Origin of the sequence: Streptomyces boluensis, assembly GCF_009908195.1 — a bacterium.
Taxonomy (GTDB): domain Bacteria; phylum Actinomycetota; class Actinomycetes; order Streptomycetales; family Streptomycetaceae; genus Streptomyces; species Streptomyces boluensis.
Genome location: NZ_JAAAHS010000026.1, coordinates 1 through 22699, shown reverse-complemented (window position 1 = coordinate 22699; position 22699 = coordinate 1). Strand labels below are relative to the sequence as shown.

Genomic DNA, 22699 nt, shown 5'->3' with positions numbered 1-22699 from the left:
CGTGGACGACGCTATGCCTTGGCGAGAGATGGCAGGGGCTGTATCGGCCATTGTCGACTGGCCGCCCCGTACCCGGAGCGCGACGATCACCCGGGCACGCCGGCGTACCGGGCACGGGTCGGGGGCTGCGCTGCCCCCGCGGGATATCGCGCTGATCACGGGTCAAGGCTATCGCCCCGGACCCGGACCACGTCATGGGCCGTATAGGTACAAAAGATGGGGCGTTACTTTGACACTCTGGACAGGGACAACACCCCCTCGTCCGTGCCGTCGACGCACCGGCGGCCACCCGCCTCCGCGCCGCCCTGCCCGGCCCCACTTGGCAAACGTGCTCCGACGAGGCACGTTGGCGGCAGAGCCCCGTGCCGGACGGACCCCTTCCACCCGGGCCACCCGGACCGGCACACCGGACGGTTTCACGCCAAGGGAGCGAGCGACCATGGCAACGAAGATCCTCATTGTGACCGGTGACGCGGCGGAGTCCCTGGAGGTGCTCTACCCCTACCAGCGGCTGCGCGAAGAGGGGTACGACGTGCACATCGCGGCCCCGTCCCGCAAGCAGCTCCAGTTCGTGATCCACGACTTCGAGCGTGGCTTCGACACCTACACCGAGAAGCCGGGCTACACCTGGCCCGCGGACCTCGCCTTCTCCGAGGTCGACCCCGGGGAGTACGCCGCCCTGGTGATCCCGGGCGGCCGGGCCCCGGAGTACCTGCGCAACGACCCGGAGCTCCGCAAGATCCTCAAAGCGTTCTTCGACGCGGACAAGCCGGTCGCCCAGATCTGTCATGGCCCCCTCCTCACGGCGGCGATCGGCAGCCTGACGGGCCGCAAGGTCACGGCCTATCCGGCTCTCGAGCTGGACATGCAAGCGGCGGGCGCGACCTTCCAGGACGCGGAGGCCGTGGTGGACGGCACCCTGGTCTCCGCCCGCGCCTGGCCGGACCACTCACGCTGGATGCGGGAGTTCCTCACGGTGCTCCGAGCGAAGGCCCCGGCGACCTGACGGCCCCGGCCGGGACGGCACACTCGGACGCCCCGGAAGCCCCCACTCCGTCAGCCCGCCACGATCCGTGCCGCCTCCGTGACCGCCTCGGCGAGGCTGTCCACCACCGGGACGCCCGCCTCCGCCAGGCTGGCGCGGCTGTGCGAGCCCCCGGTGTAGAGCACCGCGAGTGCGCCCACGTGTGCCGCGGCCACCGCGTCGTCCACGGCGTCCCCGATCACCACGGTGCGCGCGGGGTCGACGGACTCCACGAGCGCGGCGACATGCCGCTCCATGTGCTCGGCCTTGCCCGACGTCGAGTTCCCTATGCGCCCGTCGACGCGTATGAAGCGGTGCTCGATCCCGTGCGTGCGCACGATCGGCACCAGCCGGTCGTGCGGAGCCAGTGAGCACATGGACTGGGTCAGGCCGGCCGCCTGCCAGTCGGCCAGCAACTCGCCCGCCCCGTCGGCGAGTCCGGCGCCGTCCGCCAGCGACCAGTAGTGCCGGTGGAACGCCTCGTCCATCACGGCCCACTCCGCGTCGGTGGGCAGGCGCCCCATGAGCCGCTCGTAGAAACGCGGCACCGGCACGCAGTACAGCTCGCGATACCGCTCCAGCGTGATCGGCGGCAGACCGATCTCAGCGAACGAAGCGTTGGTGGCCTTGATGACCACGTCGATGTCGTGGAACAGCGTGCCGTTCCAGTCCCAGACGATGTGCGGTCCCTGCTGCTTCCCCATGCCCAAGACGGTACCCGGCAGGTGCCACCCTCCGCCCGGCCTGTGGATAACTCCACAGAAGGCCTGGTCAGACGGGTGCGCGGCCCCCGTCTCCGCGGCTCATCCGATGAGGTTCGGGATCTCCTGCGTCGCGAACCACAGCAGCTCGTGGTCCTCGGCCCCGTCCACCGTGAACTGCGCGTCGTCGTCGCCCTGGTCGGCCGCGCCGAGGGCAGCCGCGGCTGCCGTCACATCGGCCTCGGCGTCGTCGGCGTCGACATGCACCGCGGCCGCCTTCGACAGCGCCACGGCCCGCGCGATCCGCACCTCACCGAGCGCGCCGGCGTCGAGCCCGCGGTCCGGGTCGACGGCCGCCTCGGCATCCGGCACGTCCACGGCGACGACGACCCGACGGCGCGCCGCCCCGGGGTCACCGGCGAGCATCCGCAGGGAGTACGAGGCCGCCCGGTTGAGGGCCGCGTACTCCAGCTCCTCGATGTCGTCCGAGACGTACCACTCGCGCAGCGCCGGCGTCACGGCGTAGGCGGTCAGCGGTCCGGGACCCAGCTCTCCCGCCTTGTGAGCCTCGGCGAGCCCGGGAAGGGTCAGGGGTACGTAGACGCGCATGGCCGCCGCTCTCTTCGTGGCTGGACGTGGGCTGAAGGCCCTCAGGATACGTGCCCCCATGTCCCTCTTCGAGGTGCTGCTTCAGCGCTCCCGATTGTCGGCTACGTCCCGAATGTCTTCCGGGTGACCCGCCCCGAGCCCAGGCGCCCCTTGGGCCGTCACCCTGATAGGTGATCTTCCAGAGCGCATGCCAAAACTTGACGCCACGTTGCGGGCAGGCCCCTCGCCCCCGTACAAGAAATCTGTGGCTACTGCCCGGTAGGAATTCCGGGTCCAGCAGATTCGGGGGAATGATCATGGCCGTCACACGCAATGACTCCAACGGCTTCAAGGGCTCAAGGGGCCCTGGCCGCTCGAAGAACGGCACTGGCTCGCGTCCCGTCAACCGCTCGGCGACCAGGCCCACCAACAGGCGCGATCAGCGCAGGCCCGAGGTACCGGCGCAGCGGCGGCGGGTCAAGCCGCACGAGCTCTTCGCCGAGCGCCTGCTCGCCGTCCTGAGCGGCGAACGCCCCGTGCACTGGATGCTCAACCACACCGTCGGCAACGGGTACCAGCAGCTCGTCGAGCTGGCCCCGTACACACCGCTCAAGGCCCGGGGGCCGCGGCCCTACGTCCGCACCTGTCGGGCGCATCCGCTGCGTCCCGGAGTGGTCGAAGCCAGCGCCTGCATCAGCGCCGGCGACCGGGTGCGGGCGATGGCCTTCCGCCTGGAACGCGGCTCGGACCTGCGGTGGCGCTGCGCCGCCGTGGAACTGGGCGGGGAACGCCAACCGGCCTGAACCCCGCCTTGAACCCCGCCGGAGCCGGGGCAGGCGGGCACCGACCAGCCCACCCGTCCCGGCTCACGGCTCACGGCCCACGGCTCACGGCCCACGGCTCACGGCTCACGGCGAACCAGAACGCCGTCGGGGCCGGAGAGCAGCATCCAGCTGGTCTCCGGCCCCGACGGCTACGTGGTCTGCCCGGCGTACCCAGATCACCAGGCACCCGCGCCCCGCATCACTTCTTGCGGCGGCGGCCGCCCTTCTGTGCCTTGCGGCGCTCGGCGCGCGTCATGCCGTCGTCGGCCGCGTGGGCGCCGTCCTCGTCATTGCTGAAGTCGCCCTCGACGACGCCGCCTTCGCCGTCCACCGTCGGCGCGGAGAAGTGCAGCCGGTCCGGGCGCTGCGGGGCGTCGAGGCCCTTCGCGCGGATCTCCGGCCGCCCGGCGCCCGCGGGCACCGCGTCCTCGGAGTCCTTCGCCAGGGACGGCTTCGCGTCCTCGACCGGGACCTCCTCGACCTGCTGCTCGACCTGGACCTCCAGGTTGAACAGGTAGCCGACGGACTCCTCCTTGATGCCCTCCATCATGGCGGTGAACATGTCGAAGCCCTCGCGCTGGTACTCGACCAGCGGGTCCTTCTGCGCCATGGCGCGCAGGCCGATGCCCTCCTGGAGGTAGTCCATCTCGTAGAGGTGCTCGCGCCACTTGCGGTCGAGGACGGAGAGCACCACGCGGCGCTCGAGCTCCCGCATGATGTCCGAGCCGAGCTGCTCCTCACGCGCGTCGTACTGCGCGTGGATGTCCTCCTTGACGGACTCGCTGATGAACTCGGCGGTCAGGCCCGCACGGTCACCGGCAGCGTCCTCCAGCTCCTCGATGCTGACCTGCACCGGGTAGAGCTGCTTGAACGCACCCCAGAGCCGGTCGAGGTCCCACTCCTCGGCGAAGCCCTCGGAGGACTCCGCCTGGATGTACGCGTCGATCGTGTCGTCCATGAAGTGCCGGATCTGCTCGTGCAGGTCCTCGCCCTTCAGAACGCGGCGGCGCTCGCCGTAGATCACCTCACGCTGGCGGTTCAGAACCTCGTCGTACTTCAGGACGTTCTTACGCGTCTCGAAGTTCTGCTGCTCGACCTGGGACTGCGCCGAGGCGATGGCGCGGGTCACCATCTTGTTCTCGATCGGGACGTCGTCCGGGACGTTGGCCATCGCCATGACGCGCTCGACCATCTGAGCCTTGAACAGGCGCATCAGGTCGTCGCCCAGCGAGAGGTAGAACCGGGACTCACCCGGGTCGCCCTGACGGCCGGAACGACCACGCAGCTGGTTGTCGATACGCCGCGACTCATGGCGCTCGGTACCCAGCACGTAGAGCCCGCCGAGGTCCTTCACCTCGTCGTGCTCCGCCTTGACGGCCTGCTCGGCGCGCTCCAGGGCGTCCGGCAGGGCCGAGGCCCACTCCTCGATGTGCTCCTCGGGGTCGAGGCCGTGCTGGCGCAGCTCGGCCTCGGCGAGGTCGTCGGGGTTACCGCCGAGCTTGATGTCCGTACCACGACCGGCCATGTTCGTGGCGACCGTGACGGCGCCCTTGCGGCCGGCCTGGGCGACGATCGAGGCCTCTCGGTCGTGCTGCTTGGCGTTGAGCACCTCGTGCGGGACGCCGCGCTTGGCGAGCTGCTGCGAGAGGTACTCGGACTTCTCGACCGAGGTGGTGCCGACCAGGATCGGCTGGCCCTTCTCGTGCTTCTCGGCGATGTCGTCGACCACCGCGTCGAACTTGGACTTCTCCGTGCGGTAGATCAGGTCCGACTGGTCCATGCGGACCATGGCGCGGTTCGTCGGGATCGGGACGACGCCGAGCTTGTAGATCTGCTGGAACTCGGCGGCCTCCGTCATGGCCGTACCGGTCATGCCGGAGAGCTTGCTGTAGAGGCGGAAGAAGTTCTGCAGGGTGATCGTGGCGAGTGTCTGGTTCTCGTCCTTGATGTCCACCCCTTCCTTCGCCTCGATCGCCTGGTGCATGCCCTCGTTGTAGCGGCGGCCGGCGAGGATACGGCCGGTGTGCTCGTCGACGATCATGACTTCGCCGTCGATGACGACGTAGTCCTTGTCCTTCTTGAAGAGTTCCTTCGCCTTGATGGCGTTGTTCAGGTAACCCACGAGCGGGGTGTTCACCGACTCGTAGAGGTTGTCGATGCCCAGCCAGTCCTCGACCTTGGCGACGCCGGGCTCGTGGATGGCCACGGTCCGCTTCTTCTCGTCGACCTCGTAGTCGCCGGTCTCCTCGATGCCCTTGAGCTGGTTGCCCGCCTCGCCCTTGGTCAGGCGGGTGACCAACTTGGAGAAGTCGCCGTACCACTTGGTGGCCTGGTCGGCGGGGCCGGAGATGATCAGCGGCGTACGCGCCTCGTCGACGAGGATGGAGTCGACCTCGTCGACCACCGCGAAGTTGTGCCCGCGCTGGACGAGTTCGTCCTGCGACCACGCCATGTTGTCGCGGAGGTAGTCGAAGCCGAACTCGTTGTTCGTGCCGTAGGTGATGTCGCAGTTGTACTGCTCGCGACGCTGAGCCGGCGTCATGTTGGCGATGATGCAGCCGACGGACAGACCGAGGAACTTGTGGACGCGGCCCATCATTTCGGAGTCGCGCTCGGCCAGGTAGTCGTTGACCGTGATCAGGTGGACGCCCTTGCCCGAAAGGGCGTTGAGGTACGTCGGGAGCGTGCCGACGAGGGTCTTGCCCTCACCGGTCTTCATCTCGGCGACATAGCCGAGGTGCAGGGCCGCTCCACCCATCATCTGGACGTCGTAGTGCCGCTGGCCCAGGACGCGCTTGGCGGCCTCACGGACCGTGGCGAACGCTTCCGGGAGCAGGTCGTCGAGGCTGTCACCGGACTTGCCGTCGCTGTCGAGCCACTCCTGGTGGCGCTCTTTGTACTCGTCGGTGAGCGCGCGCAGCTCGGCGTCGGAGAGGCTGACGAAGTCCTCTTCGATGGAGTTGACCTGGTCCGCGATGCGGTGCAGTTTGCGCAGGATCTTTCCTTCGCCTGCACGCATGAGCTTGTTGAAGACGGACACGAGGGTTGGTCTCCTTGCCGGTCGGGCCTGGCACGGTCGGTTTCTGTCTCGGTTCTCGAGCGGTGAGGGCACAGCAGGCGGACCCCACCGCAACGGCCATCGTAAGCGAGGACGACTCCGGCTCGGGAGGGTCGCCGTGACGAAGGCCACCCAGCGCCTCTCTGAAGAACGCTCGAGGGTCCCGCGAGGTGCCCGTGGGCTCGGCAAAAGTTCTGGCGCCCACCTCCGGGACGGCCGAGAATCGGCTGATGGAACCGGTCACGCTCACCACCGCACGCCTCGTCCTGCGCCCCCTCGGCCCCGATGACACCGAGGACTGCTACGCCGCCTGCCAGGACCCCGATATCCAACGCTGGACGACCGTTCCCTCCCCCTATGAACACGAACACGCCAAGAACTTCACCCAGCACTTCGCACCGGACGCCTGGCAGCACAGCAGGGAGTACACCTTCGCCATCCGTACGCGCGAGGGCAACGCGCTGGTGGCCGTGATGGGGATCATGCTGCGCGGCCTGGGCGCCGCCGAGGTGGGCTTCTGGTCGGTGAAGGAGCAGCGCGGACGCGGTTATGTGACGGAGGCGCTCAAGACGCTGAGCCGTTGGGCGTTCACCCGAGCCGCGATCGACCGCCTCGAGTGGCGCGCGGAGGTGGGCAACACGGCCTCACGCGCGGTGGCGCTCCGGGCGGGCTTCACCATGGAGGGCACATTGCGCGCCGCGCACCAGCACCGGGGCACCCGCCGCGACTGCTGGGTCGGCTCCCTGCTGCCGTCCGACCTCGAACTGCCGCCTCTCGACCCGTACTTGCCCGCGAATACGCCAGGTCAGCGGTAATTGTCAGTGCCGTGCCCTACCGTACGAACATGACCTCCGCACCGGCATCCGCCACCACCCCCGAAGTCGCGCTCTCCGCCGATGAGGCCCGCCGAATCGCCCTGCGCGCCCAGGGGTTCATCGGTGCGCCCGACCGCCGGGGCGGGGTGCGCGGTGTGCTGCGTCATCTGGGCGCCGTCCAGCTCGACACGATCTCGGTGCTGGCCCGTTCGCACGAGCTCATTCCGTACGCACGGCTCGGCGCCGTCGGCCGAAAGCCGGTGGAGGGGGCGTACTGGACGGACACCCACGCCTTCGAGTACTGGTCGCACGCGGCGTGCATCCTGCCGATCGAGGAGTGGCCGCACTTCGCCTTCCGCCGCCGGGCCTACCGCGACCGCCCGCACTGGCACCACGACCTGAGCGAATCGGCCTACGACCAGGTCATCAAGCAGCTGCGCGCCGAAGGCCCGCTCACGGCCACGGAGTTGGGCGGCGCGAAGAACAAGGGCGAGTGGTGGGACTGGTCCGAGTCCAAGGTCGCCGTCGAGCGCGCGCTGATGTACGGCGAGGTGGTGTGCGTGGAGCGCCGCGGCTGGAAGCGGGTGTACGACCTGGCGGAGCGTGCCGTGCCGGCCGAGCTGCTCCATGACGACCTGGACGACCGCGAGTGCCTGCGCCGCCTCGTCAGACTCGCGGGAGAGGCGCTCGGTGTGGGCACCCGGTCGGACATCGCGGACTACCACCGCCTGAGGAGCGAGCAGTTCGACGCGGTGGTCGCCGATGCGGGCCTGGTGCCGGTGGAGGTCGAGGGCTGGGGCAAACCGGCTTGGGCAGCCCCCGCGGCGCTCGAGAAGGCCCCTCAGGGGCGGCACCGCACCACACTGCTTTCGCCCTTCGACTCCCTGGTCTGGGAGCGCGCGCGGACGGAGCGGATCTTCGGCTTCACCCACCGCCTGGAGGCGTACGTCCCCAAGCCGAAGCGGGTGTACGGCTACTTCGCGATGCCGCTGCTGTCCGGGGGCCGTCTCCTCGGCCGCGTGGACCCGGCCCGCGAAGGCCGGACGCTGGTGGCCAAGCACGCGTCCCTGGACACCCCGAAGGCGGTCGAGCCGATGGCAAGGGCACTGCGTGAGGCCGCGGAGTGGGTGGGATGCGACCAGGTACGCGTGGAGCGCGTGACTCCGGCGAACCTGCACGCCCCACTGGTGGCCGCCCTCACCTGAGCACCCGGCCGCCCCGCACGGCCCTCAGGCGGCCCCTCAGCCCCTCGCAGATCTCACCGACCCTCACCGGATCTCGAGGATCTTCTCCCGCATCGCATAGACCACGGCTTCCATCCGGGAGTGCAGCTGCAGCTTCTCCAGGATGTTGCGCACATGGTTCTTCACCGTGTTCTCGGAGATGAACAACTCCTTGGCGATATCCCGGTTGTTCATCCCCGTGGCCACCAGCTTCAGCACCTCGAGCTCGCGGTCGGTGAGCCGGGGCGCGGGGACGAGACGGCGCTCGTCGGTGCGCTGGATCATCGACTTGAACTCGGTGAGCAGCTTGGAAGCCATCGACGGGCTGATCTGGGACTGACCGTCAGCCACGGCACGGATGGCGGTGGACACCTCGTCCGTGGAGATCTCCTTGAGGAGATAACCGGTGGCTCCCGCCTTGATCGCGTCGTAGAGGTCGGCTTCCTCATCACTTATCGTCAACATGATGATCTTGGCGCTGGGCGCCACCTCCTTGATGGAGGTACATGCCTCGATACCACCGCGCTTGGGCATACGGACGTCCATCAGCACGATGTCCGGCAGCAGGTCGGCTGCCTTGTCGACGGCCTCCGCGCCGTCCCCCGCCTCGCCGACGACCTCGATGTCCTCCTCCTGTGCGAGGACGATCTCCAGGCCGCGACGGAATAGTGCATGGTCGTCCACCACGAGAACCCGGATCGGCTCTTTGTGCGGAGCCTCTGTCTCCATACCGATGCCGTCGATACCGTCGTCGGCATCCGCGTCACGCATCGGTCCAAAACTGCTCGCCATCGTTCCTCCCCCTGAAGGCCGAGGCCTGGTCAAGATGCCGCAACCCACGTCGGCAGCACCTGGGTTGGCCTGCTCGGCCATGATTTCATGCCCGAGCGGCGCAACGACGCCTCAAGGGGTCGCACGATGGTGCCCCTGGGGGCGCACATGCGCTCCAGGGGCACCATCACTGCTGTCATCGAAGGTCAGCCGCCGAGCGAGCCGCCGGGCGGCTCCGACTCTCCCTTGGAAACCATCGGGTCGGTGCTGAGGTGGATGACGCCGTAGTCGTAGGCGTGTCGCCGGTAGACGACGCTGGGTTCCTTGGTCTCGGAGTCAACGAACAAGTAGAAGTCGTGCCCGACCAGTTCCATCTCGTAGAGCGCCTGGTCGAGTGACATGGGTGCCGCGACGTGGGACTTCTCGCGAACCACGATCGGGCCTTCGCCCTGAATCTCCAGCGAACCGATCCGCTTCGTCGGCACGCCCTCGTCCTCTTCCGCAGGTACGGGCGAGCCGTCGCCGTTGAGCGTTGCCGCGCCGGGCACCCGGTCGGCCACTTCGGCGGCCGAGAGCCGCCCGTTGCCACGGCGGGTGGAGCGCTTGCTGTGCTGCTTGCGCAGGCGGGCTTCGAGCTTCTCCTGCGCGAGGTCGAGCGCCGCGTACTGGTCGCTGGCCGAGGCCTCCGCCCGGATCACCGGGCCGCGCGTGCGCAGAGTGATCTCCACACGGTCAGAACGGTCGGCCTGTCGCGGGTTGGGCTCCTTGGACACCTCGACGTCGAGGCTGATCACCTTGCCATCGAGCTTCTGGATCTTCTCCAGCTTCAGCTTCTCGGCCACGTGCTTGCGGAACCGCTCGGGCACCTCTGTCTTGCGGCCCTTGACGACGATGTCCACGCAGAACTCCGTTCCCGGATCGCTCCGCATCCTCGGGCGGAGCGTCTCCCTTTTGCACCAGACCCCGGTGAACCCGGAGTCTCGGACTTGGTGACTTCCACCTCCTCCTCCCCCGTGGACAAGATCTCCACCCCACCGGTCCGGGTGATTGCAGAAAACCCACGAACCGGCATTCCGATATGCGAGTCAAGGCGTCCGCCTTTCCTCACAACCGAACATATCTCGCCCGGGTGGATGCCGTCACCCTCTACTGCGGCGTACCTCCGTTCAAGCGTATTTCCACTCTCGCTACCTGCAACGATGCAAGTTCCCGGTCAGTTCCGGTTTATTTCGAAGGAATCCGGCGACGAGGCGACCACGGCTGCGTCCAGCACAAACATTCGATGCTGTTCGACTGTTCTCGGCGCTCCAGAGGTGGTGTCGGAGGTGCTTGCATCCACTGTTCCGCCCCGGCCCCGCTCTCGCGACCCGGGTCGCCTTCCCGTGGGTGCTACTTGCGTTCCCCCAACACGTACTTCTGCCGTCGCGGCACGCAATACACGGGCCGCTTCCACGAGCGAGGCACCCGTGGTCATCAGGTCGTCGACGAGGACGACGCGACGGCCCCGCAGGAGTCGCCCGGCACCGGAAGCCACCTCCAGCGCGCCGCTCATATTCGCCATCCGCTGCCGGGAGTTGAGCCCCGACTGGTCCACGACCCGGCGCCCCTGACGCAGGACCGGCAGCACCTGGGCGCGGATGCCCGTACGCCGCAGTTCACGTGCGGCGGAGAGAGCGATCCGGCGTACCGAGTCGTGCCCTCGGGCAGCGACGGCTTTCCGGGCGGACGGCATGGGCACCAACAGGAGCGGGCCACCACCGCCAGTCTCCGAGGCGCCGGCCGGGCCCGGCGCGCCTGGCCTCTCGTCGTACCCGGCGCTCCTCGCGGCACGCCCCCAGCCACCGCTGTCGCCTTCGTGCACATCGCGTCCCCCTCCTCCCCCGCAGTCGCTCCAGCCTCTGTTGCCGCCCCTGCCGTACGTGCCGTCCCTGTCGCCGCCGTCACCGCCGTCTCCCAGGCCGACCACGCCGTCCCGCACCCCCGCACGTACCGCACCCGCGAGCGCCAGCCCCAGGACCTCCGCCAGGCCCAGGGCACCCCGCTCCTTGTGTGCGAGCAGGACCGCGCGTACCGCGTCCTCGTACGGCGCAGCGGCGTGCACCACGGGCAGTCCGGCCGGTTCCGGAGTCGGCCGGACCCGGCGCGGCGACCTGCCGTGCAACGCCTGCCGGCAACTCCCGCACAACACCGTGCGGGACAGCCCGCAGCCACTGCAGTCGGCAGGCAGCACCAGGTCGGCGAGATCGCGCCACCACCCCCGCATGCCCACCACTGTGCCAACGCAATCCGCCCCCTGCCACCCCTGTGGATAACTCCACGGAAGGGGTGACAGGGGGCGGCGAGGGGGACAGTCCGAGATCACCTCGGAGACGTCAACTTCTTGCTGTTACGGGCTGGTTGACCGGCAAACGGAGACCCGGCGGCCGCACGCAGCACCGAGGGCGAGGAGCGGAAGCAGTAGCGGGAGCAGGAGAGCTCACCGCACCCGAGCGGAATGGAACTCAGCCCGGATAAACAGGCGAAGTACCGCCCTTGACCACCGGTTTCCAGTTCGCCCCTGGAGGCAAGCGGACGATGCCGTCTTCCTCCGAACGCGCCACCAGCGGCAGTCGCTCATCCTCCGATGCGGCGATGTCCGTCACCCCGGTCAGGGCCGGCAGCGTCGACCCCTGCACCACGGAACCGTCGCTCTGCACGTACTGAAGCTGCTGCACCCCACCGGCCTCCTTGCCCGCCACCACGAGGCGGCTGCCACCGGCCCAGGCCATGGCGGCGACCTCTTCCATCTGCGGCGCCCCGGGGGTCAGTTCGACGACGGAGACCTCGGGATCTTCCGAGGTCCCCTGACGCTCCACCCGGCCGATCTTGAGCTCGGTCTTGCCGTCCTTCTCTACGAGCAGAGCGACCCGCACACCGTCCGCCGACACGCGTACGGCGTTGATCCGGGCGTCCTCAAGACCCGCGACCTTGACCTCCACAGGCTTGCCACCGCCCTGCGAAAGCCACAACAGCCGGTGGTTCTCCGGGTCCCGGTCAGCCACCCACAGGTCACCCCGGCCGTCCCAACTCGGCTTGGACAAGCGGTCGTTCTCCTGCTTGGCCCGGCTGCGTACCTGCGTCTTCTCCAGGCTCTCGTCGGACAGCAGAGACCCGACGTGCAGCGAACGCCCGTCGTTCGACACCCCCGCCGCACGGTCCTCGGCACGCGACACCGCCGCCGAACGCAGCTGCCGCTCCCCGTTCCCCAACGGCCCGGGGACCGGCTCCACTTCGTCGTCGTTCTTCGGCATGCGCACCAAACGGTGCTTGTCGTCGATGAAGTACTGGTAATCCGCCCCGCTCAGCGAACGGTTCGGCGCGCTCGCCTCGGCCTGATCGGCGTCCAGAGCGCACAGCTTCCCGCCGTCCGCGCGCCGCAGCTCCACCTGCTCGATCCCGGCCGGCGTCAAGTCCTGCAAGGTGAAGAACAGTTGGGCCGCCATCTTCGCGCAGCGGTCAGGCTCCACACCGTTCGCCCGCTCGTTCAACGGGACCACCAAGCGGTTCTGATCGTCGGGCGACAGCGACTTGGTGCCCTTCTTCAGCTCCGTACCGGACGGGAAGGGGGAAGTCACCACCTGCCGCAGCCAGTTGGTCGGCCCGTCGAGCAGCGACCTGACGGCCTGCGTCACGGGGTCTATCCGCTTCCGTACATAGACGGGGTCCGCGACCATCGGCGCCGCCGACTGGGGCTCGCCGTCCGAGGAGGAGGACGAGGCGAAGTAGTACTTGTCGACCGGCAGATAGAGCCGCTCGAAGTCGGACTGGCCGAGCACGATCCCGTCCGGCGGCACATCGATGCGCCACTCGTCCCCGCCCTGCCGCACGAGGTGCACCGCCGCCGCGTACGACCGCTGCTCCGACACATACGCGTGCTGCGCGTCGACCTTCGCGATCATGCGGCCGGACAGCGCGTACACATAACCGCCGCCGTCCGGGTCGGTCCGCGTGCGCGTCGAGTCGGTGTTGGGTCCGTCCGCGAGCACGGTCGTGGACCGCTCCGGATCCCAGGCCGCCGCCGCTTCCTTCGTCAGATACTTCCGCGCCGTCGAAAAGTGCGGATCATCGCTGGTCAGCGCCTCGAGGAAGCCCTCGACGATCTCCGAGGGCCCGGCGCCCTTCTGCGGCGGCACCGCGAAAACCTGCACCTGCGGCTCCTGCGGGGAAGCATCGACCGGCTCCACCCCACCGCTGTCCGGCATGGAGGCGCAGCCCGCGAGCAGCACCCCGCTGCAGGCGAGCACCACCGCCGTGCGCGTCCCGCGCGCGGAACGGACAAGGCCGCTTCGGCCCCGATCAGCGCCCACGAGTGGCTTCCCCTTCCGGTTCCACTTCTGCCTCTGCCCGTGCTTCTTCCGCTGCTGCATCTGATTTTTCGAGCACTCGTGGTGATTCCGCTGCCCGCGCGGGTGCCGCCACATCGGGCCGCGCTCGCACCCCGTCGGTACCGGTTCCGCTTGCCGTGCTGTGGATTCCGCTTCGGGCCGTGCCGCCCGCCGGCGCGTCCGGCTCTCCGGCCTGCCGCGGCACGACGCGCGCGCCACTGCCCGGCAGCGCCGTCGGATCCGCACTCGGCGACACCTGCAACGACGGCGCCGTCGGCGGTACGGGCACGGGCCCCCGGTCGCCCGCCGGCTGCACCGGCACCGTGGCCTGCTTCTCCCCGCCACCGCTCGGCAGCCCCGCGTCGCTCAGCCCACGGCTGCGCCGCGAGTCCTCGGGCTCCAGTGGTATCGGCGAGCCGCGCAAGGCCTCGTCCGCCGTACGCGGCAACGTGAGCCGGAACTGCGAACCGCCACCCGGCTCACCCCAGGCCTGCAGCCAGCCGCCGTGCAGCCGCGCGTCCTCAAGCGCGATGGACAGGCCGAGCCCAGTGCCACCGGTCGTACGCGCGCGTGCCGGGTCGGCACGCCAGAACCTGTTGAAGACCCGCGTCGCCTCGCCCGGCTTGAGGCCCACGCCGTAGTCACGCACCGCGACCGCGACCGCGCCGCCCGCGGCACCGAGCCGCACCACTACGTCCTTGCCGTCGCCGTGCTCCACCGCATTCACCACGAGGTTGCGCAGCACGCGCTCCACCCGGCGCGCGTCCGCCTCCGCCACGACCGGCTGCTCGTCCCCGACGGTCCGGATCCGGCTGCCCTTGGCCTCGGCCAGCGGCGCGGCGCCCCCGACCACTCTGCGTACGACATCCCGCAGGTCCGTCGGCTCCGCCTCCAGCGCGGCCGCCCCCGCGTCGAACCTGCTGATCTCCAGCAGGTCCGCCAGCAACGACTCGAACCGGTCCAGCTGATCCGCGAGCAGCTCGGCGGACCGCGCCGTCACCGGATCGAAGTCCACCCGCGCCTCATGAATGACATCGGCCGCCATCCGTACCGTCGTCAGCGGCGTACGCAGCTCGTGCGACACATCCGATACGAACCGTCGCTGCATCCGCGACAGGTCCTCCAGCTGCTGGATCTTCAGCTGCAGGTTCTGCGCCATCTTGTTGAAGGCCTCGCCGAGCCGCGCGATGTCGTCCTCGCCGGTCACCTTCATACGTTCCTGAAGCCGCCCCGCGGACAGCCGCTCCGCGATCCCGGCCGCCATCCGAACCGGCGTGACGACCTGGCGCACGACCAGCCAGGCGATCGCCCCGAGCAGCACCACCACGAACAGTCCCGCCGTGGCCAACGTGCCCTTGACCAGGCTCAGCGACTTCTCCTCCTGCGTCAGCGGGAAGAGGTAGTACAGCTGGTACGGGTCGTTGTTGATGTCGGTCAGCCGCTTGCCGATGACCAGCCCCGCGACCGGTTCCCCGGCACCGCGCGAGTACACGATCCGCGAGAAGCTCTGATACGCGCCGTCGCCACGGTCCACCTGGCCGCGCAATTCGTCCGGCACGCTGTCCAGCGCCTCGACATAGCCCGAGGCACGTGGCCCGCGCCCCCGGCCCGCATCGCTGCCCGCGGCCAACGCCACCACATGGAAGGCGCTCTGGCCGCCGCTGGACAGCTGGGTGACGAGGTCGGACCGCCACTGGACGGCGTTCTTCTGAGCGCCGCCGTTCGCCGCGCCCCGGTCCGCGCCCTGGCTGTCCGCCGCGTTGGCTCTGGCCGCCTCGAACCCGCCGGTGGCCTGGATCTGCGCGGCCTTCTCCTTCGCGTCGAGCAGGCCGTTACGCACCTGCCCGATGACGACGAAGCCCAGCAGCAGCACCACTCCGAGCGACATGATCAAGGTGCCGGCGACCACCCGCAGCTGGATGTTGCGACGCCACAGCCGCATCACGGGCAGCAGCGGCCGCCGCACCCAGCGCGAGAACAGCCTCAACGCCGGGCTGCCCTGCACACCGTCCTGCAGCAGCAGCCCACCGTCGACCAGCCGGCCGAACCGGGAGGTGTGCCCTGTCGGGCTCACCGGCCGCCCCTGGCGGTGTCCCGGCTCCCCGGGCGCCGAAGCGGCACTGTCCCGGGGCACGTCAGCTCGGTCCAGCCTTGTAGCCGACGCCGCGAACGGTCACGACGATCTCCGGACGCTCAGGGTCCTTCTCGACCTTCGAACGCAGCCGCTGGACATGCACATTGACCAGCCGCGTGTCCGCCGCGTGCCGATAGCCCCACACCTGCTCGAGGAGCACCTCACGCGTGAACACCTGCCACGGCTTACGGGCCAGCGCCACGAGGAGGTCGAACTCCAGCGGAGTCAGCGCGATCGACTGCCCTTCCCGCTTCACGGAGTGACCGGCCACGTCGATGACCAGGTCGCCGATCGCGAGCTGCTCCGGCGCCGGCTCCTCGGACCTGCGCAGCCGTGCCCTGATCCGGGCCACCAGCTCCTTCGGCTTGAACGGCTTCACGATGTAGTCGTCGGCGCCCGACTCGAGGCCCACCACCACATCCACGGTGTCGCTCTTGGCGGTGAGCATCACGATCGGCACGCCAGACTCCGCCCTGATCAGGCGGCACACCTCGATGCCGTCCCTACCGGGCAGCATCAAGTCGAGCAGCACAAGATCGGGCTTGGTCTCACGAAACGCTGCCAGCGCCTTGTCGCCATCTGCTACGAACGACGGCTCGAAACCCTCACCACGAAGCACAATGCCGAGCATCTCGGCCAGTGCGGTGTCGTCGTCGACGACAAGGACTCGTCCCTTCATGACTGACATCATCCCATTAGCTAATCGTTACCTGGCGTGACCTGACACACAGCTCAACGAGCCCGTCGGTGGTCACCGGCGAAACGGCCCCGTGTTCAGTGACGATCGTCACCGCCCGTCAGCATCACGTCGAACGCCGGGCTGTACGCCGGCGGCCCAACGGCGCCACGGAAATCCCCCTCTTACCTCTTCACGCACCACAGCGATTCTGCGCCACCGTGACCTACGTCACTACCTCTCCGCACCGGCCCATCCTGGCCCGCACCGGTTGCGGCCGCGACCCGGCACCCGTATAAGCCCTGCGCTCCCCCGAACCGCCAGCGACCGCTCGGCCCGCGACCGATCCGCCCGCGCCAGGGCAGGAGCACCCGTGCACTCCGACGCAAACTCCCCCGTACGCCGCCGAGGCTGGTCGAGGAGCGGCGGTGCGGAGACCTCAGCCGGTACGTCCCAGAGGAGCGCGGGCATCTGCGTCTGCCCGCTCCGCTCGGGAATTCGATCGTACTGATCAGGCATCCGCCCAGTCTGCCCTTTCCGCGTCGGACATTTGAAGGTGCGCAGCTCATACAGCGCCCGGTCCCCGAACAGACACACCGTGGCACGATGGCAGCCAACCTGCCGCCACAACCGCGGTCGGGCACCGTGAAGGAGCGACGATGAACGACACTCCGGGCTGGGCCTCGCCCGGATCTGCCCCCTCCGACGGACAGGACGGGGAGACGCCCCGCCCCTCCGAGCCCTCCGGCCCGCAGGACGGACCGGCCTCGAAGTGGTCCAAGGAGCAGCCCCCGCCCGGCCAGTGGTCGGCGCCCGGCAGCTCTGGCCCCGGCCAGACGCCCCCAGCTCCGGGCCAAGGCGGCGGTCCCGGCGGTTGGGGCGGCGGCCCCGGAGTTCCCCCAGGTCAGCCCCGTGGCGGCTGGGGCGGCGGTGGCTGGGGCATGCCGCCCGCCGCGGCCAAGCCCGGAGTCATCCCGCTGCGCCCGCTCGGCGTCGGCGAGATCCTCGACGGCGCGGTCTCCACGATGCGCGCCCACTGGCGCACCGTCCTCGGTATCTCCCTCGCCGTGGCCGTGGTCACGGAGATCATCGTCATCCTGCTGCAGGGCCTGGTCCTCAACACCCAGAGCACCACGGACGCCCTCAGCGACCCGAACGCCAGCATCGCCGAACTGACCGATGCCTTGGGCGACACCATCCTCGACTCCGGCGTCATCCTGCTGGTGTCCCTGCTCGGCAGCTTCGTCGTCACCGCACTGCTCACGATGGTCACCAGCCGCGCCGTACTCGGAAAGCCGGTCACCAGCGCCGAGGCCTGGCGAGACGCGAAGCCCCAGCTGCCCCGGCTGCTCGGGCTGACGTTCCTGCTGCCCCTCCTCGCCGCCGCCCTCGTCGCCGTCGGCTCCCTGCCCGGCGTACTCATCGCGGTGGCCGGCGCGTCCCGCGCGGGCACGTCCCTCGCCCTCCTGGGCGGACTCGGCGGGCTGATCGTCGCCATCTGGCTGCTGGTCCGCTTCTCCCTGTCCTCGCCGGCGCTGATGCTCGAGAAGCAGACGGTACGCAAGGCCCTCGGGCGCTCCGCCAAACTCGTCCAGGGTTCGTGGTGGCGCGTCTTCGGCATCCAACTGCTGGCCGCGATCCTCGTGAACATCATCGTCTCGATCATCCTGATCCCGTTCACCGTCCTGGCCGTGGCCCTCAGCGGAGACGGCGTGAACGGCTTCCTCAACAGCGGGGCCGGGGACGTCGGTTGGACCTTCCTGGTCATCACGGGTATCGGCTCCGTCATCGGCTCGATGCTCGCCTTCCCGATCACGGCGGGCGTCACGGTGCTCCTCTACATCGACCTGCGGATCCGCCGAGAAGCCCTCGACATCGAACTGGCCCGAGCGGCCGGAATCCAGGGCTACGGCTCCGACACACCTGGCACGACTCCCGGGAGCTGATGCGGTGACGATGTCGGGGGGCCTCAACACCGGCTGGTCCGCGCACCCGCTCTCCGGCGACGAACCGCCGGTCACGATCCCGCGAGTGCCGGCACGGGAAGCCGCCGAGCGCGAGCTGTCCAGGTCGATGTACCACGAGAACGACCCGAGCCTCCTCCAGCGCGCCTTGGACCGCTTCTGGGAGTGGGTCGGAGACCTCTTCGACGCCGCATCCGGTGCGACTCCGGGCGGCGGGCTCGGACTCGCGGTACTCGCCCTCGTGGTCGTACTCCTCCTCGCCGGCCTGTGGTGGCGCCTGGGTGCTCCCCGTCGCACCCCGACATCGTCCAACGCCCTCTTCGCCGACCGGCCACGCAGCGCCGCCGAGCACCGCGCCACCGCCGAGTCACACGCCGCTGCGCAGCACTGGAACCAGGCCGTCCAGGAACGCATGCGTGCCCTCGTGCGCTCCCTCGAAGAGCGCGCCCTCCTCGACCCCCGACCGGGCCGCACCGCCGACGAGGCAGCCACCGAAGCCGGCCTCGTCCTGCCCACCCACAAGAGCCAACTCCACACGGCCGCCCGCGACTTCGACGACGTCACATACGGCGGACGCGACACCGACCAGCAGGCGTACGAGCGCCTCGCAGCCCTGGACCGGGACATCGAACGCACCCGCCCTGCCCTCACCTCGCCTTCCGGGGCCGCCGAATGACCGGAGCCGGCCCACCGCCCACCTCTGTCGCTGCCACTCCTCGCCAGGTGTGGACACGTTCCCGCGGTCTGCTGCTCGGCTTCACGGTCCTGCTCGTCGCGGGTATCGCCATCGCCGCGATCCGCTCCGGTGGCCAGCACGGCCGACTCGACCCCCGCTCCGCCGACCCCTACGGCAGCCGCGCGGTGTCCGAACTGCTCGCCGACCGGGGCGTCACCACGCGCGTGGTGACCACCACCAAGGCCGCCGCGGCCGCGTCCGGCCCGGACACCACGCTCTTGGTCACATCCCCGGACCGGCTCACGAAGAAGCAGCAAGCCACGCTCCGCTCCGCCACCGAGAGCTCCGCCGGTCGCACACTCCTGCTCGCCCCTGGTCAGCCTTCGGTCAGCACTCTCGTACCTGGAGTACGCGCCGAGCAGCCAGGCCACGAGACGACGCTGAAGCCCGGCTGCTCGCTGCCAGAAGCAGAACGGGCCGGCACCGCGGACACCGGCGGAATCCGCTACTCCACCGACCTGCCCGGCACCTCGTCCTGCTACCGCAGCGAGGGCCTGCCCACCCTGATGCACCTCCCGTCGGGCCGCGGAGACACCGTGCTCCTGGGCGCGCCCGACATCCTCTACAACGATCGCCTCGACGAACACGGCAACGCCTCGCTCGCCCTTCAACTCCTCGGATCCCGCCCGCATCTGGTCTGGTACCTCCCCTCGATCAGTGACTCCTCGGCAGCCGATGGCGGCGACCGCAGCTTCTTCGGCCTCATCCCCTCCGGCTGGCGCTGGGGCGCGCTGCAACTCGCCATCGCCGCCGTACTCGCCGCCCTGTGGCGCGGCCGCCGCCTGGGCCCATTGGTCCAGGAGCGCCTGCCCGTCGTCATCCGCGCCTCTGAAACCGTGGAAGGCCGAGCCCGCCTCTACAGCAAGGCCAAAGCTCGCGACCGCGCGGCCAAAGCCCTCCGCTCCGCCACCCGCGCCCGCCTGGCGCCACTCGTCGGCGTCCCCCTGGCCCGGGCCCATACTCCGGAGCCTCTGCTCCCAGCGATCTCCGCCCGACTCCCCGCCACCTCTGTGGACCTGTACGACGTACTCTTCGGGCCTCCCCCGCCCAACGACACGGCCCTCATCGCCCTTGCCGACCGACTCGACGCCCTCGAAGGAGAGGTACGCACCTCATGAGCGCCCCGATCGCAGACTCCGCAGGGAACGCGGACAACACCCGTTCCTCCCTGGAGGCCCTGCGCACCGAGATCGCCAAGGCCGTGGTCGGCCAGGACCCCGCCGTCACCGGCCTCGTCGTCGCGCTCCTGTGCCGCGGTCACGTACTTCTGGAGGGCGTCCCCGGAGTCGCCAAGACCCTTCTCGTGCGCGCCCTGTCCGCCGCGCTCGAACTCGACACCAAGCGCGTCCAGTTCACCCCCGACCTGATGCCGAGCGACGTCACCGGATCCCTGGTCTACGACGCCCGTACCGCAGAATTCTCCTTCCAGCCCGGACCGGTGTTCACAAACCTTCTGCTTGCTGACGAGATCAACCGCACGCCGCCGAAGACTCAGTCATCGCTCCTCGAAGCGATGGAGGAACGCCAGGTCACAGTCGACGGCACCCCCCGTCTCCTCCCTGAGCCCTTCCTCGTAGCCGCGACTCAGAACCCGGTCGAGTACGAGGGCACCTATCCGCTCCCCGAGGCCCAGCTCGACCGCTTCCTCCTCAAGCTCACTGTCCCCCTCCCGTCCCGCCAGGACGAGATCGCCGTCCTCACCCGGCATACGGACGGATTCAATCCACGCGATCTTCAGGCCGCCGGCGTCCGACCTGTCGCCGGTCCTGAAGACCTTGAAGCCGCTCGCACAGCAGTCGCCAAGACATCTGTCTCCCCCGAAATCACTGGCTACGTCGTCGATATCTGCCGCGCCACGCGCGAGTCGCCGTCCCTCACGCTCGGCGTCTCTCCCCGCGGCGCCACCGCTCTCCTTGCCACGGCCCGAGCGTGGGCCTGGCTCACCGGCCGGGACTACGTGACCCCTGACGACGTCAAAGCCCTCGCCCTACCCACCTTGCGGCACCGCGTTCAACTACGTCCCGAGGCCGAGATGGAAGGAGTCACCCCCGACTCCGTCATCAACGCGATCCTCGCCAACGTCCCCGTACCCCTCTGAGTCGATCCCCATGGCACCCACAGGACGCGCCGCCCTCTTCGCGGCCCTCGGCACCATCCCTGTCGGCTTCCTCGAGCCCAGCTGGACGGGAATCCTTGCGGTCAACTCCCCCCTCGCACTTGCCATGATGTGCGACTACGCCCTCGCCGCGCCAGTGAGATCGCTACGCTTCACTCGTTCCGGTGACACAAACGTTCGACTTGGCGACGAGGCCGATGTCAACCTCGCCATCACCAACCCCACGAACCGTCCCCTTCGCGCCCAGCTGCGCGACGCCTGGCCGCCGAGCAGCTGGACAACGGTGGGCGAAGCAACCGCATCACGCCACGACATCGACGTCCCGCCCCATGAGCGACGCCGCATCACCACACGCCTTCGCCCGACCCGACGCGGCGACCACCAGGCCCAGCGCGTCACAGTCCGCTCCTACGGCCCCCTCGGCCTGCTCTACCGCCAAGGCGGCCACACTGTCCCGTGGACCCTCCGGGTACTGCCTGCCTTTCACAGCCGCAAGCACCTGCCCTCGAAACTCTCCCGCCTACGCGAACTCGATGGCCGGACCAGCGTGTTGACCCGAGGTGAAGGCACCGAGTTCGACAGCCTCCGTGACTACGTCCCCGGCGACGACACCCGCTCGATCGACTGGCGCGCGACAGCCCGCCAGTCCACAGTCGCCGTACGAACCTGGCGCCCCGAACGCGACCGCCACATCCTCTTGGTCCTCGATACAGGTCGCACGTCGGCCGGCCGCCTCGGCGACGCCCCTCGGCTGGACGCCTCCATGGATGCGGCTCTGCTGATGGCAGCCCTGGCCTCCAAGGCAGGTGACCGCGTGAACCTACTCGCCTACGACCGCCGTATCCGGGCACTGGTACAAGGCCGGGCGTCAGGAGAATTGCTTCCAGCTCTGGTCAATGCGCTTGCCCCACTAGAGCCCGCACTCATCGAAACAGACGCCCGCGGCCTGACATCGACCGTGCTCCGAACCACTCCCCGCCGGTCACTGATCGTCCTCCTGACCAGCCTCGACGCAGCCCCCATCGAAGAGGGCCTTCTGCCTGTACTCGGACGCCTCACCAAACGTCACGCCGTCATCGTGGCGTCCGTATCAGACCCTCAGATTCAACGAATGGCCAAGAGCAGGGGAAATACGGAGGCCGTGTACGAAGCCGCGGCGGCAGCACAAGCGCAAGCCGAGCGTCGTCGCACAGCAGAGCTCCTCTCTCGTCGCGGCGTCACCGTTGTCGATGCCACTCCCGGCGAATTGGCGCCGGCACTGGCAGATGCGTACCTCGCCCTCAAATCCTCCGGCCGCCTGTAAATACCGCTTATCAATAGCGCCCGCCAGAAACAGGCCTTGAACGCAAAAATGCCTCAACCCCCGGACATAGTCCGGGGGTTGAGGCTAAAAATTGTTCGGCGGCGTCCTACTCTCCCACAGGGTCCCCCCTGCAGTACCATCGGCGCTGTGAGGCTTAGCTTCCGGGTTCGGAATGTAACCGGGCGTTTCCCTCACGCTATGACCACCGAAACACTATGAAACTGTCAACCGCACCACCCGTGACCTTGGGCGGGGTTGTTCGTGGTTTCAGAACCAACACAGTGGACGCGAGCAACTGAGGACAAGCCCTCGGCCTATTAGTACCGGTCAGCTCCACCCCTTACAGGGCTTCCACATCCGGCCTATCAACCCAGTCGTCTACTGGGAGCCTTAACCCCTCAA

The 22699-nt window shown here is 69.1% G+C and carries 18 protein-coding genes, 2 rRNA genes and 1 pseudogene; 9 read left to right on the top strand and 12 right to left on the bottom strand.

Annotation, left to right across the window (positions count from 1 at the left end):
* The first annotated feature begins 439 nt into the window (after positions 1–439).
* Entirely contained in the window at positions 440–1006 is a 567-nt protein-coding gene (locus tag GUY60_RS06150; protein ID WP_161694604.1) for a DJ-1/PfpI family protein, read from the top strand.
* 50 nt (positions 1007–1056) lie between these two features.
* Here GUY60_RS06150 and GUY60_RS06145 read toward each other — a convergent pair whose 3' ends face one another.
* Both GUY60_RS06145 and GUY60_RS06140 read right to left on the bottom strand, forming a co-directional pair.
* Positions 1057–1728 (bottom strand): HAD family hydrolase, encoded by a 672-nt coding sequence (locus GUY60_RS06145; protein ID WP_161694602.1) that lies wholly within the window; start codon positions 1726–1728, stop codon positions 1057–1059.
* A 99-nt stretch (positions 1729–1827) separates the two neighbouring features.
* Positions 1828–2334, bottom strand: a complete 507-nt coding sequence (locus GUY60_RS06140) for a DUF6912 family protein (RefSeq protein ID WP_161694600.1) — start codon at positions 2332–2334, stop codon at positions 1828–1830.
* Positions 2335–2630: 296 nt separating this feature from the next.
* Between GUY60_RS06140 and GUY60_RS38485 the strand changes: the two genes are divergently transcribed.
* On the top strand, positions 2631–3116 hold the full coding sequence (locus tag GUY60_RS38485) for an Rv3235 family protein (RefSeq protein ID WP_223178669.1): 486 nt from the start codon (positions 2631–2633) through the stop codon (positions 3114–3116).
* 220 nt (positions 3117–3336) lie between these two features.
* Here the strand turns inward: GUY60_RS38485 and secA are convergent, their stop codons facing one another.
* Positions 3337–6177 (bottom strand): preprotein translocase subunit SecA, encoded by a 2841-nt coding sequence (gene secA, locus GUY60_RS06130; RefSeq protein ID WP_161694598.1) that lies wholly within the window; start codon positions 6175–6177, stop codon positions 3337–3339.
* A 248-nt stretch (positions 6178–6425) separates the two neighbouring features.
* Here secA and GUY60_RS06125 point away from each other — a divergent pair, with 248 nt between their 5' ends.
* Both GUY60_RS06125 and GUY60_RS06120 read left to right on the top strand, forming a co-directional pair.
* The gene (locus GUY60_RS06125; RefSeq protein ID WP_161694595.1) at positions 6426–7010 is read left to right on the top strand and encodes a GNAT family N-acetyltransferase; all 585 of its coding nucleotides are present in this window, start codon (positions 6426–6428) and stop codon (positions 7008–7010) included.
* Positions 7011–7039: 29 nt separating this feature from the next.
* Positions 7040–8215: a winged helix-turn-helix domain-containing protein gene (locus GUY60_RS06120; protein WP_161694593.1), complete on the top strand. Its 1176-nt coding sequence runs from the start codon at positions 7040–7042 to the stop codon at positions 8213–8215.
* Positions 8216–8278: 63 nt separating this feature from the next.
* On the opposite strand, the gene GUY60_RS06115 is transcribed toward GUY60_RS06120, so the two are convergent.
* The 7 genes and pseudogenes from GUY60_RS06115 to GUY60_RS39910 form a co-directional block, all read right to left on the bottom strand.
* Entirely contained in the window at positions 8279–9025 is a 747-nt protein-coding gene (locus GUY60_RS06115) for a response regulator (protein WP_161694591.1), read from the bottom strand.
* Between the two features lie 185 nt (positions 9026–9210).
* A complete protein-coding gene (gene hpf / locus GUY60_RS06110) occupies positions 9211–9903 on the bottom strand; it encodes a ribosome hibernation-promoting factor, HPF/YfiA family (protein ID WP_376771165.1) in 693 nt (230 codons plus the stop codon).
* Positions 9904–10217: 314 nt separating this feature from the next.
* Positions 10218–11267, bottom strand: a complete 1050-nt coding sequence (locus tag GUY60_RS06105) for a ComF family protein (protein ID WP_161694586.1) — start codon at positions 11265–11267, stop codon at positions 10218–10220.
* 238 nt (positions 11268–11505) lie between these two features.
* Positions 11506–13350 carry an LpqB family beta-propeller domain-containing protein gene (locus GUY60_RS06100; RefSeq protein ID WP_376771164.1) on the bottom strand — a complete coding sequence of 615 codons (1845 nt, stop codon included), beginning with the start codon at positions 13348–13350 and terminating at the stop codon, positions 11506–11508.
* The gene (gene mtrB, locus GUY60_RS06095) at positions 13340–15442 is read right to left on the bottom strand and encodes an MtrAB system histidine kinase MtrB (protein WP_376771163.1); all 2103 of its coding nucleotides are present in this window, start codon (positions 15440–15442) and stop codon (positions 13340–13342) included. The genes GUY60_RS06100 and mtrB overlap by 11 nt, the downstream gene beginning before the upstream one ends.
* A 61-nt stretch (positions 15443–15503) precedes the next feature.
* Positions 15504–16193 (bottom strand): two-component system response regulator MtrA, encoded by a 690-nt coding sequence (mtrA, locus tag GUY60_RS06090; protein ID WP_187369942.1) that lies wholly within the window; start codon positions 16191–16193, stop codon positions 15504–15506.
* 4 nt (positions 16194–16197) lie between these two features.
* Positions 16198–16359 (bottom strand): annotated as a pseudogene (locus GUY60_RS39910) (S-methyl-5-thioribose-1-phosphate isomerase); the annotation flags it as partial.
* A gap of 478 nt (positions 16360–16837) precedes the next feature.
* On the opposite strand from GUY60_RS39910, the gene GUY60_RS06085 reads away from it, so the two are divergent.
* From GUY60_RS06085 to GUY60_RS06065, 5 genes are read left to right on the top strand one after another with little or no spacing between them, the layout of a single operon-like run.
* Positions 16838–18124, top strand: a complete 1287-nt coding sequence (locus GUY60_RS06085; protein ID WP_161694581.1) for a glycerophosphoryl diester phosphodiesterase membrane domain-containing protein — start codon at positions 16838–16840, stop codon at positions 18122–18124.
* A 10-nt stretch (positions 18125–18134) separates the two neighbouring features.
* A complete protein-coding gene (locus GUY60_RS06080) occupies positions 18135–18818 on the top strand; it encodes a DUF4129 domain-containing protein (protein WP_161694622.1) in 684 nt (227 codons plus the stop codon).
* Positions 18815–19996, top strand: a complete 1182-nt coding sequence (locus tag GUY60_RS06075; protein WP_161694578.1) for a DUF4350 domain-containing protein — start codon at positions 18815–18817, stop codon at positions 19994–19996. The genes GUY60_RS06080 and GUY60_RS06075 overlap by 4 nt, the downstream gene beginning before the upstream one ends.
* Complete coding sequence (locus GUY60_RS06070) at positions 19993–20976, top strand: AAA family ATPase (protein WP_161694576.1); 984 nt, start codon at positions 19993–19995, stop codon at positions 20974–20976. Before GUY60_RS06075 ends, GUY60_RS06070 begins: the two co-directional genes overlap by 4 nt.
* Before the next feature lie 10 nt (positions 20977–20986).
* Entirely contained in the window at positions 20987–22297 is a 1311-nt protein-coding gene (locus tag GUY60_RS06065; RefSeq protein ID WP_161694574.1) for a DUF58 domain-containing protein, read from the top strand.
* Between the two features lie 93 nt (positions 22298–22390).
* On the opposite strand, the gene rrf is transcribed toward GUY60_RS06065, so the two are convergent.
* Positions 22391–22507 (bottom strand): 5S ribosomal RNA (gene rrf / locus GUY60_RS06060).
* An 87-nt stretch (positions 22508–22594) separates the two neighbouring features.
* A 23S ribosomal RNA gene (locus tag GUY60_RS06055) occupies positions 22595–22699 on the bottom strand; the annotation flags it as partial.